General features: G+C 63.4%; 1 protein-coding gene. It reads left to right on the forward strand.

The window, feature by feature from the left end; all coding sequences use genetic code 11:
- On the forward strand, nucleotides 1–243 hold a 243-nt coding region (locus BIU95_RS18770; RefSeq protein ID WP_175470775.1), incomplete at both ends, for a hypothetical protein.

Genomic DNA, 243 nt, shown 5'->3' on the forward strand with positions numbered 1-243 from the left:
TGTCGATCGACCAGAAGTCGACCAACCGCAACCCCCGGTCGACGGTCGGTACGATCACCGAGGTCTACGACTACATGCGTCTGCTCTGGGCGCGCATCGGGGTACCGCACTGCCCGACGTGCGGCGAGGTGATCAGCAAGCAGACCGTCCAGCAGATCGCCGACCAGCTCATGCAGTTCGAGACCGGTACCCGGTTCCAGGTCCTCGCACCCGTCATCTCCAAGAAGAAGGGCGAGTTCGTCG

The organism is Curtobacterium sp. MCBA15_007 (assembly GCF_001864905.1).
Lineage (GTDB): Bacteria > Actinomycetota > Actinomycetes > Actinomycetales > Microbacteriaceae > Curtobacterium > Curtobacterium poinsettiae.